Origin of the sequence: Lentzea sp., assembly GCF_036380075.1 — a bacterium.
GTDB lineage: Bacteria > Actinomycetota > Actinomycetes > Mycobacteriales > Pseudonocardiaceae > Lentzea.
This window is the reverse complement of record NZ_DASVFL010000101.1, coordinates 20,899-30,591: the sequence shown is the minus strand read 5'-3', so window position 1 is coordinate 30,591 and position 9,693 is coordinate 20,899. Positions and strand designations below refer to the sequence as shown.

Genomic DNA, 9,693 nt, shown 5'->3' with positions numbered 1-9,693 from the left:
ACCGTGCACTTCCAGCCAGTACGCGCCGTCGGACGTGTGCATGGTCGCGCCGCTGCGGATGTCCGTGATGTACGAGGACTCCGACTGCCACGACACGAAGTCGCCGCTCACCCGCGGGAACACGATGCCCTCGGTCCGCGGTGCATCCCGGATCTCGGCGAGCTCGCGCGGCGCGGTCCAGCCGTCCCGCCAGCCGAGCAGCTCGTCGCCCTGCACCCAGACCACCGTGCGGCCGTCCGCCGCGACGTCCCCGCTGGGCTCGGCGTTCCTCAGCTGGTCGGGCAGCGGGCCCTCGGAGCGGAACTTCCCCTCGTGCAGCCAGAGGACGGCGCCACCGAGGAACACCGGCCTCCCGCCCTGGCCGACGACCCTGTCCTTCTTCTTGGCGAGGTCGTAGACGTGCACGCCCTTCTCGTCACTCCACGCGGCCCTGCCGCCCTGCACCACGGCTCCCTCGGATCCGATCCGCACCGGCGCGCCGTCGTCACGGGAGTCCCACGCGTAGGTGGAGGTGGGATCGGACGGGCTCGTGTTCGTGGAGAACGTGACCCAGCGGCCGTCGAACTCGACGCCGAAGAGCTGGGCGTCGTCCTTCACCGCCATGACCTGCTGGCGCTTCCCCTTGTCGCGCAGCACGAGCTCGGTCGTCCTGTTGCGCGTGGTCTTCACCAGCGTCACGTCGGCGTTGTCGTTCGCGGCGACGACCGTGACCTTCTCGTGCGGTCCCACCTCCGTCGTGGTGCGGGACAGCTCGTCCTTCCAGTCCTGGGGCAGGTCGGCACGGCACGAGCCGAGCGTGCTGGGGGCGGTGTAGTCGGAGGGCCGGTCGATCGGAACGACGGCGACGCAGCCCGCGATGGCCGTGATCGCCGCCAGCGCGATGAGCGCTCGCATCAGTCTCCCCAGTAGTGATCACCTCGGTGACCCGGAAGACGCGCGGCGGTCGCTCAGGTTGTCCAGGCGGGCAGGGCGTTCGCGGTGCGCTCGCCGAGACCGAGGCCCAGCGCGAGCCGCAGGTCCTCCTCCGTGTCCACGTCGCAGCGCAGCGACGGCCACGGACCGAGCAGCGCGACGGCGCCGGACACCCGGTGGTGTCCCGCCGATCCGACGCCGAACCTCGGGTCGAGCTCACCGCCGGGCGCGGCGAGGAGCAACGTCGTCCCGGTGCCCTGCCGGTCGGGGACGAACGCGCGCCGGTTCCGCGCGGCTTCGAGCGCGGCCTGGAGCTCGGCCGGCCTGAGGGCGGGCAGGTCGGCCTGGAGCGCGCCGATCCACGGGGACCGCACCGTGCGCGCGCCGTGCGCCAGTGCCGCGTTGAGTCCCGGCTCGGAGGGCTCGGGCAGCGACTCGACGCCCAGTGCCGCCATCTCGGCCGCCACCGCCGGGTCCGATGTGATCGTCACCACGCGACGGACGGCGGGCGTCGCGACCGCCGCGCTCACCGTGTCCAGGGCGAGCGCGAGCGCCAGTGCCGCGTGCGACACCGGATCCCCGCCGGTCGCGCTGGTCAGCCGGGTCTTCGCCCTGTCCAGGGTCTTCACCGGGACAAGGAGGTCGACTTCATCCCTCACCTCGTCATACTCCACGATCTGGCGACTACTGTGCTGTCGGGCGCAGATCCACGCAGGGAGTGAGGAGAGGTCCACGTGGCCAAACGCGAGAAGGGCGGCTTCTGGGTCGGGGTCGCCGCGGTGATCGTCTACCCGTTGTCGGGCCTGCTGGGCAGGCGGAAGTACCTGCACGGCGACCGCATCCCGCGCGAGGGCTCCGCGCTGCTGGTCATGAACCACATCTCCCACCTCGACCCGATCTACGACGCGGTGTTCACCCACCGCAACGGCCGGGTGCCGCACTTCCTCGCGAAGCACAGCCTGTGGAACATCCCGGTCGCCGGCCGGATCCTGCGCGGCGCGAAGCAGATCCCCGTCTACCGCGGCACGTCCGACGCGCAGCAGAGCCTCCGCGCGGCCCACGAGGCGCTGGCCGACGGCCAGATCGTGGTGATCTACCCGGAGGGGACGATCACCAAGGACCCCGAGGCGTGGCCGATGAACTCGCGAACCGGCGTGGCCAGGCTCGCGCTCCAGCACGACGGCCCGGTGATCCCGATCGCCCGCTGGGGCACGGTCGACATCTACGACCACTACAAGAAGAAGTTCCGCCCGTTCCCGCGCAAGACGGTCACCTACCTCGTCGGCGAGCCGGTCGACCTGTCCGCGTACCGCACCGGGGACGAGTCGCTCGCCGTCCTGCGCGAGGTCACCGACCTGCTGATGACCAGCGTCAAGGGCCTGCTGTCCGAGGTGCGCGGCGTGCCGGCGCCGGAAGGCTTCTACGGACCGAGGAAGGCCTGAACACCATGGCGATCGAACGCGTTGCGGTGCTCGGCGCCGGGTCGTGGGGCACGGCGTTCGCGAAGGTCATCGCGGACTCCGGCCCCGAGGTCGTGCTGTGGGCGCGGCGCCAGGAGGTCGCCTCCGCGATCACCGAGACCCGCGTGAACACCGACTACCTGCCGGGCATCTCGCTGCCGGCCAACCTGGTCGCCACCGCCGACCCGGCGAAGGCGCTCGACGGCGCGGACGCCGTGGTGCTGGCGGTGCCGTCGCAGACGCTGCGGGCGAACCTGTCGGCGTGGCGGGAGTTCCTGCCGCCGGACGCGACGCTGGTGTCGCTGTCCAAGGGCGTCGAGCTCGGCACCGGCAAGCGGATGAGCGAGGTGATCCGGGAGGTCGCCGGGGTCGACGAGTCGCAGGTGGCCGTCGTGTCCGGACCCAACCTGGCCAAGGAGATCGCCGTCGGGCAGCCGACCGCGACCGTCATCGCGTGCACGGACCACGACCGCGCGGTCGACCTCCAGCACGCGTGCTCCAACTCGTACTTCCGCCCGTACACCAACACCGACGTCGTCGGCTGCGAGCTGGGCGGGGCGTGCAAGAACGTCATCGCGCTGGCGTGCGGCATGGCGGCGGGCATGGGCTACGGCGACAACACGATGGCGTCGATCATCACGCGCGGCCTGGCCGAGACCGCGCGGCTCGGTGCGGCGCTGGGCGCGGACCCGCTGACGTTCGCGGGCCTCGCTGGCCTGGGCGACCTGGTGGCGACGTGCGCGTCGCCGTTGTCGCGCAACCGGTCCTTCGGCGAGCGGCTGGGCAAGGGTGAGACCCTCGCGCAGGCGCAGGAGGCCGCGCACGGACAGGTCGCCGAAGGCGTGAAGTCGTGCTCGTCGATCCGCGACCTCGCCCGGTCGCACGACGTGGACATGCCGATCACCGAAGGCGTGCACGAGGTGTGCCACGACGGTCTGAGCGTGCGCGAGCTCGGTGCCGCGCTGCTGGGCCGTGACCGGAAGCACGAACGCCAGTGACCCCCGAACTCGGTGACGGCACGAGAGTCGTCCACGCGTTCTCCGGCGAGGCGGGCGACCCGTTCGGCGCGCAGCCGGTGTTCGCCTCGGCGTACCACCTCGGCGGTCAGGACTACTACGGCCGCGCCGGCAACCCGACGTGGCGGGCGCTGGAGTCCGCGCTGGGGTCGCTGGAGGGCGGCGAGTGCGTCGTCTTCCCGTCCGGCATGGCGGCGATCTCCACGCTGCTGCGGGCCGTGCTGGCCACCGGGGACACCCTGGTGGTCCCGTCCGACGGCTACTTCCTGACCCGCAAGTTCGTGTCCGAAATGGACGTGACCGTCGTCGAGGTGCCGACCGCGGGGCCGTACCCGTCGTTCGACGGGGTGAAGCTGGTCCTGCTGGAGACCCCGTCGAACCCCGGCCTGGACGTCTGCGACATCGCCGACCTGGCCGCGCGCGTGCACGCCGCCGGGGCGTTGCTGGCCGTGGACAACACGACCGCGACGCCGCTGGGGCAGCGGCCGCTGGAGCTCGGCGCGGACATCGTGGTGGCGTCGGACACCAAGGCCGTCGCGGGGCACAGCGACGTCCTCTTCGGACACGTGACGCTGGCTTCTCCCGAGCTGGCCGCACGGGTGCGGGACGCGCGGACGTTGAACGGCGCGATCCCCGGACCGTTCGAGACGTGGCTCGCGTTGCGCGGCCTGGGAACCCTCGACCTGCGGCTCGCGCGGCAGGCGGAGAACGCCGCGGCGCTCCACTCGCTGTTGAAGGGCCGTGTCGAGGGGCTGCGCTGGCCGGGTGCGTCGGACGATCCGGCGCACCTCGTGGCGGCACAGCAGATGCGGCGGTTCAACGGCGTGCTGACGTTCGTGCTGCGGGACAAGGCGGCGGTGGACGAGTTCCTGTCGCGGTCGAGGCTGGTGTCGGCGGCGACGTCGTTCGGCGGCCTGCACTCGACGGCGGACCGGCGCGCGCAGTTCGGCGACCCGGTGCCAGAAGGACTGGTGCGCTTCTCGGCCGGCTGCGAGGACACTCGAGACCTGGTCGCGGACGTGTCCCAAGCCTTGGGACTGGATTGACGGAGGGTCCCGGGTTCGGGACCCTCTGCTGCATGTCCTTCAGCGCACTGTGTTGTACCTGGCGATAGTCCCGCGTCCTCTTCTCGCGCATTCGCCACCGTAAGGACTGCTTCTCCGATGTTCGCCGTTCCCGAGAACTCCGTCGTCCTGCCCGAGAGCTCCGCGCTGCTGCACCCCGTTCGGGTGGCTCTGTCGTGGGCGGCCGACCGCGACCGCTGGAAGCACCTGCTCCGGTACGACCCGGAGGAGCGCTTCTCGGCGTTGGTCGAGCGCGCCGACGACCAGGAGATCTGGCTGATGAGCTGGCTGCCCGGCCAGACCGCCTCGCTGCACGACCACAACTCGACCTCCGGCGCGTTCACCGTCGTCAGCGGTGTCCTCACCGAGGTCGTGACGACGAAGATCCAGGTCGTGCACACGCTGCACACCGGTCAGTCGCGCGTGTGGGGCCCCGGCTACGTGCACCAGGTGCGCAACGACGGTGTGGACCCGGCCGTGTCGATCCACGTGTACCGCCACGGCACCCGCGCCATGACGTCCTACCGCTACGACCCGGTCAACGGTCCCGTCCGCTGACGTGCGGCGGGACCGCCCGGTCGGTCTCGTGCGGAACGGGCGCGCCCCAGGTCTGGACGAGCGGCATGTGCCCGCCCCACACCAGGTTCGCCGCCAGGTCCTCCGGCTCCTCGCCGGGTCCGCCCTCGCGCACCTTGACGCTCGCCTCGGTGAGGTCGATCTCCACCGCGACCGTGGCCGCGAGCTCCTTCTTCGACGGGCGGCGCGCGTAGTCCCAGCTGCCCGGCGTGACGTGCTCGACGATGACCTTCAGCGCGTGCTCGGGGTCGTCGGCGATCCTCGCCGTGCCGTGGACGATCGCCGACCGGTAGTTCATGGAGTGGTGGAACACCGACCGCGAGTAGACGACGCCGTCCACGAGGGTGACGGCCACGCACACCGGCTTGCCCTCGAGCATGCTCCGGATGGACCGCGACCCCGTCGACCCGTGCAGGAAGATGCGGTTGCCGTCCCGCCCGTACGCGGTGGGGACGAGGAACGGCGCCCCGTCGACCTCCACGGCGAGGTGGCAGACCAGGCCGGCGTCGAGGATGTCGTAGAGCACCCGGCGGTCTTGGACGGCCCTGTTCTTGCCGCGCTTGATGGTGCTGCGTTCGGTGGGGGAGAGCTGCACGTCAGAGGTCATGTTCTCTACTGTGCGCGCGGAAGTGGCATCATTGAAGCGCCAGTTCCAGCCGATCTGAGAAGGCCACTTTGGCAGAGACCGCGCTTCCCGTCGCCCTGGACCGCGAGTCCGCCGAACCGCTCGCCGTCCAGCTCGCCGACGCTCTCCGCTCCGCCGCCTCCGAAGGCCGGCTGCGGGCGGGTGACCGTCTGCCGTCCACGCGCGCGTTGGCCGACTCGCTCAAAGTCTCCCGCACGGTCACTGCCGCCGCCTACGAGCAATTGCACGCCGAGGGCTGGATCGCCGGCCGTCACGGTTCCGGCACCTACGTCACCACGACCCCGCCCGGCCCGCTGCGCAAGCGTTCGCGCAAGCCCGTCGTGCCCGCCATCACCGACTTCGTCGACCTCGGCACCGGCGCGCCGTGGGCAGGCGGGCTCGACCGCGCGGCCTGGCGCAGGGCGTGGCGGGCCGCGGCCGACGCGCCGCCGTTGTCCCGGCCCGAGCGCGCGGGGCTGCCCGAGTACCGCGAGGTCATCGCCGAGCACCTGCTGCGCCACCGCGGGCTCGCCGTCAGCGCCGACCCCGTCCTCGCGACCGGCGGCACCACGGCCGTGCTGACCGAGATCGCGGTCGCCGTGCTGAAGCGCGGTGACTCCGTGGCCGTGGAGGAACCCGGCTACCAGCGGGCGGTGGGCGTGTTCAAGGCCAACGGCCTGCGCGTGGTCCAAGCCGCGGTCGACGCCGAGGGACTCCTGCCCGACGCCGTGCCGCCCGGCGTGAAGGCCGTCTACTGCTCGCCGGCGCACCAGTACCCGTTGGGCGGCCGCATGTCGGCGGCGCGGCGGGTGGCGCTGGTCGAACGGGCCCGGCGAGACGGCTGGCTCGTCATCGAGGACGACTACGACGGCGAACTGCGCTACGACGTCGCGCCGCTGCCGTCGCTGGCCGCGCTGGCCCCGGACGTCGTGGTCCACCTCGGCACCACGAGCAAGATCCTCACGCCGACCCTGGGCGCGGGCTGGATGGTCGCGCCCGAGCACATCGCCACCACGGTCCTCGAGCACCGCGACCTCACCGGCACCAGCCCGGCGGCCGCGGGCCAACGGGTCGTCGTGGCGCTGGCCCGCACCGGCGACCTCGGCCGGCACCTGCGCAAGCTGCGGAGGGAGCTGTCGGAGCGCAGGGCGCTGATCGTGGACACCTTCGCGGCCGCGGGCATCAGGATGCTCGGCGACGACGCGGGCGCGCACGTCGTGGTGCTGCTGCCCGACGCCGAGCAGGAGCGCGAGATCATGCGGCTGGCGCTCGAACGCGGCTTGCGCGTGGACGGGCTGGCGCGGCACTACGTGAACCGCGCCAAGTTCCACGGGCTCGCGATCGGGTACAGCGCGTGCTCGCGGGAACAGCTGGTCAGCGCTCTGCCGGTGCTGACGGAGCTGCTCAGAGGGCGCGGCTGACGACGACCACCTCGCGGTTCGTGACGAAGCCCAGCCGGGCGTTGACCCGGATCATGTGCGCGTTCGCGGCGTCCGTGCCCGAGTCGACCCGTTCGAGCTCCGGCCGGTCCTCCCGCAACCACCGCACCATCTCCGCCTTGACGGCGAGCCCGAGTCCCCGCCCCCGGTGGGCGGGCGTGACCACCGTGCTGCCCCAGAACGTGTCGGTGGTGTCGCCCGCGTGCAGCGGGACGTCGGTCTGCGCCACGACGAGACCCGTCGCCTCCTCGACGGCGGCGACGACCCGCAGTTCGGCTCCGGCCGCGCGGGCCTCGGCCTCGTCGGCCCTGACGGACTCGGGCGTCCACTCGGGGTCCTGCCGGGCGGACTCGGTGGCCGGTGCGTCGCGGATCGAGTTCCTGGTCGCGGCCAGTGACGCCAGCAGGTGCTCCGGCGCCGCCCCGGCCCACCGCTCCAGGCGGTACCCGTCCGCCGCGGTCTGGTCCGCGGTGGCGTCGGCGATGGTCAGCCGTTGCAGGACCCTGCCCGCGACCGCCCGGAACCCGCTCGCGAGAGCCCACCGCTCGCCGGCACTGCCCTTGACGACGCCCCAGCCCTCCAGCGCCGCGCCGCCGCGGGCGCGCAGTTCCGGCAGCAACGCCTCCAGCAGGGCGGTGCCGACGCCCTGCCGGAGGTGCTCGGGGTGCACCGTGACCGTGCCCACCGCCAGATGTGCGTTCGCGCCGTGGAGCAGCCCCACGGACGTGATGCCGACCCCCGCGCCGTCCTCGCGGGCGACGAGCCGGACGACCTCGCGGAAGTCGGGGTTCGGCTCCCACAGCGACTCGATCGCCCACGACCGGTTCGTCGTCGGATGCCCTGTCAGCCAGACGTCGACGTACGCGCCGACCGCCGCCTCGTCGGCCAGGTCGAGGACTTCGATCTTCAGCACGGACGGAGGTTAAGGCCAGGTGGGCACAATCGCCCAAACGGGTAGGGTCGCCCGCATGACGCAGCGCAAGACGAGGGTGGCCGTGGTGTTCGGCGGCCGCAGCTCCGAGCACGAGGTCTCCTGCCAGTCCGCCAAGAGCGTCCTGCCCTACCTGGACTCGGACCGGTTCGAGGTCGTGCCCGTCGGCATCACACCGCAGGGCCAGTGGGCGCTCGGCACCGACCCGAACGCCCTCGAGGCGGGCGCCGGCAACCTTCCGACGCTGCGCAACGCCACCGTCGCGGCGGTCGAACCCGGTCAGGCGCTCCAGGACGTCGACGTCGTCTTCCCGCTGCTGCACGGCGCGTGGGGTGAGGACGGCACGATCCAGGGCCTGCTGGAGCTCGGCGGCCTCCCGTACGTCGGCCCCGGCGTGTTCGCCAGCGCCGCCGCGATGGACAAGGTCTTCGCGAAGAAGCTGCTGCAGGCGGAGGGCCTGGAGGTCGGCCGGTTCGTCGCCCTCGACCGCGCCGCCACCACGCTGACCCTCGACGAGCGCGAGCACCTCGGCTTGCCCGTGTTCGTGAAGCCGTCGCGCGCCGGGTCGTCCGTCGGCATCTCCAAGGTGACGTCCTGGGACGACCTCGACGAGGCGATCTTCGAGGCGCGCCGGCACGACCCGAAGGTCATCATCGAGGCCGGTGTGCCGAACGTCCGCGAGATCGAGCTCGCGGTGCTGGAGTTCCCGGACGGCCGCGTCGAGGCCTCGCTGCCCGCCGAGCTGCGCCCGGTCGGCGAGGGCGCCGAGTGGTACGACTTCGAGGCCAAGTACGTCAACGACTCCTACGAGGCCGACATCCCGGCGAAGCTCGACGACGACGTCACCGCGCAGCTGCGCGAGCTGGCCGTCCGCGCGTTCAAGGCGCTCGACTGCCAGGGTCTGTCCAGGGTGGACTTCTTCCTCACCGAGCAGAACGAGCTCATCGTCAACGAGCTCAACACCATGCCCGGCTTCACGCCGATCTCCATGTACCCCAAGGCGTGGGAGGCGACGGGCATCGACTACTCCACGCTGCTGACCACGCTCATCGACACCGCGATCGCCCGCGGGTCGGGCCTGCGCTAGGCCGAGGTCTTGACCGGCTGCTTCGGCAGCAGGTCGCGCACCGTCGTGGAGACGTCCTGCAACGGTCCGGTGCCCGCGTCGCCGGGCACCGTCAGCGCCACGTACACGCCGCGGTCCACGATCACCCAGGTCGAGCTGTCCGAGCCGGGCAGCTCGATCCACTGGACGTCGGAGATCACCCGCAGCTGCGAGGTGGCGGTCAGCTCGGACGGCCGCGGCAGACCACACCGCAGAACCACCGGATCGTGTTGGGCGTCACCCCACGCGACCGCGGCGGGAGGGGCCGGGGTGGCGATCTCCCTGCGCGGCAGCATGTCCTTCCCGGACGGCAGCCCGACCGGCAGCTTCTCGACCAGGGAAGCGCATTCCGGTGAACCCGCTGACGGTGCGTCGATCGAGACCAGCGCGAGGGGACCCGTGCGACCGGGCACGTCCTCGGTCTGGTTCCCGGTGCCCAGCCACAGCCCGAGCCCGGCGACACCAATGGCGAGCACGACGGCGAGCCCGACCGCCGCGAGCAGCGGCCGGGACAGCGCCGACGTGGATTCCTGCTGAGTCACCCGGTTATGACAACACGGGCGAG

At 72.0% G+C, this 9,693-nt stretch carries 11 protein-coding genes; 6 read left to right on the top strand and 5 right to left on the bottom strand.

Going from position 1 to position 9,693, the window contains the following annotated elements; genetic code table 11:
* Together VF330_RS12460 and cofC are read right to left on the bottom strand one after the other, a co-directional pair.
* Positions 1 to 894: hypothetical protein (locus VF330_RS12460; protein ID WP_330851705.1), on the bottom strand; the 894-nt coding region annotated here is incomplete at its 3' end.
* 53 nt (positions 895 to 947) lie between these two features.
* Positions 948 to 1,571 (bottom strand): 2-phospho-L-lactate guanylyltransferase, encoded by a 624-nt coding sequence (gene cofC, locus VF330_RS12455; protein WP_330851704.1) that lies wholly within the window; start codon positions 1,569 to 1,571, stop codon positions 948 to 950.
* A gap of 75 nt (positions 1,572 to 1,646) precedes the next feature.
* Between cofC and VF330_RS12450 the strand changes: the two genes are divergently transcribed.
* From VF330_RS12450 to VF330_RS12435, 4 genes are all read left to right on the top strand, one after another.
* Complete coding sequence (locus tag VF330_RS12450; protein ID WP_330851703.1) at positions 1,647 to 2,354, top strand: lysophospholipid acyltransferase family protein; 708 nt, start codon at positions 1,647 to 1,649, stop codon at positions 2,352 to 2,354.
* Between the two features lie 5 nt (positions 2,355 to 2,359).
* Complete coding sequence (locus tag VF330_RS12445) at positions 2,360 to 3,370, top strand: NAD(P)H-dependent glycerol-3-phosphate dehydrogenase (RefSeq protein ID WP_330851702.1); 1,011 nt, start codon at positions 2,360 to 2,362, stop codon at positions 3,368 to 3,370.
* Positions 3,367 to 4,434, top strand: a complete 1,068-nt coding sequence (locus VF330_RS12440; protein WP_330851701.1) for a cystathionine gamma-lyase — start codon at positions 3,367 to 3,369, stop codon at positions 4,432 to 4,434. Before VF330_RS12445 ends, VF330_RS12440 begins: the two co-directional genes overlap by 4 nt.
* A gap of 117 nt (positions 4,435 to 4,551) precedes the next feature.
* Positions 4,552 to 5,010 (top strand): cysteine dioxygenase family protein, encoded by a 459-nt coding sequence (locus VF330_RS12435; RefSeq protein ID WP_330851700.1) that lies wholly within the window; start codon positions 4,552 to 4,554, stop codon positions 5,008 to 5,010.
* On the opposite strand, the gene VF330_RS12430 is transcribed toward VF330_RS12435, so the two are convergent.
* Positions 4,991 to 5,635 (bottom strand): pyridoxamine 5'-phosphate oxidase family protein, encoded by a 645-nt coding sequence (locus VF330_RS12430; RefSeq protein WP_330851699.1) that lies wholly within the window; start codon positions 5,633 to 5,635, stop codon positions 4,991 to 4,993. The genes VF330_RS12435 and VF330_RS12430 overlap by 20 nt on opposite strands.
* Positions 5,636 to 5,703: 68 nt before the next feature.
* On the opposite strand from VF330_RS12430, the gene VF330_RS12425 reads away from it, so the two are divergent.
* A complete protein-coding gene (locus VF330_RS12425; RefSeq protein WP_330851698.1) occupies positions 5,704 to 7,074 on the top strand; it encodes a PLP-dependent aminotransferase family protein in 1,371 nt (456 codons plus the stop codon).
* Here VF330_RS12425 and VF330_RS12420 read toward each other — a convergent pair.
* Entirely contained in the window at positions 7,058 to 8,005 is a 948-nt protein-coding gene (locus VF330_RS12420; protein WP_330851697.1) for a GNAT family N-acetyltransferase, read from the bottom strand. The genes VF330_RS12425 and VF330_RS12420 overlap by 17 nt on opposite strands.
* A gap of 55 nt (positions 8,006 to 8,060) precedes the next feature.
* Between VF330_RS12420 and VF330_RS12415 the strand changes: the two genes are divergently transcribed.
* Positions 8,061 to 9,110, top strand: a complete 1,050-nt coding sequence (locus VF330_RS12415) for a D-alanine--D-alanine ligase family protein (RefSeq protein ID WP_330851696.1) — start codon at positions 8,061 to 8,063, stop codon at positions 9,108 to 9,110.
* Here the strand turns inward: VF330_RS12415 and VF330_RS12410 are convergent.
* Positions 9,107 to 9,670 (bottom strand): DUF3515 domain-containing protein, encoded by a 564-nt coding sequence (locus VF330_RS12410; RefSeq protein WP_330851695.1) that lies wholly within the window; start codon positions 9,668 to 9,670, stop codon positions 9,107 to 9,109. The two genes, VF330_RS12415 and VF330_RS12410, sit on opposite strands and share 4 nt — an antisense overlap.
* Between the last annotated feature and the right edge of the window lie 23 nt (positions 9,671 to 9,693).

What these genes read in the sequence shown, in the direction of transcription:
- VF330_RS12445 (WP_330851702.1), top strand. Translation starts at nt 2,360, where the DNA reads ATGGCGATCGAACGCGTTGCGGTGCTCGGCGCCGGGTCGTGGGGCACG.
- VF330_RS12435 (WP_330851700.1), top strand. Translation starts at nt 4,552, where the DNA reads ATGTTCGCCGTTCCCGAGAACTCCGTCGTCCTGCCCGAGAGCTCCGCG.
- VF330_RS12430 (WP_330851699.1), bottom strand. Translation starts at nt 5,635, where the DNA reads ATGACCTCTGACGTGCAGCTCTCCCCCACCGAACGCAGCACCATCAAG.
- VF330_RS12415 (WP_330851696.1), top strand. Translation starts at nt 8,061, where the DNA reads ATGACGCAGCGCAAGACGAGGGTGGCCGTGGTGTTCGGCGGCCGCAGC.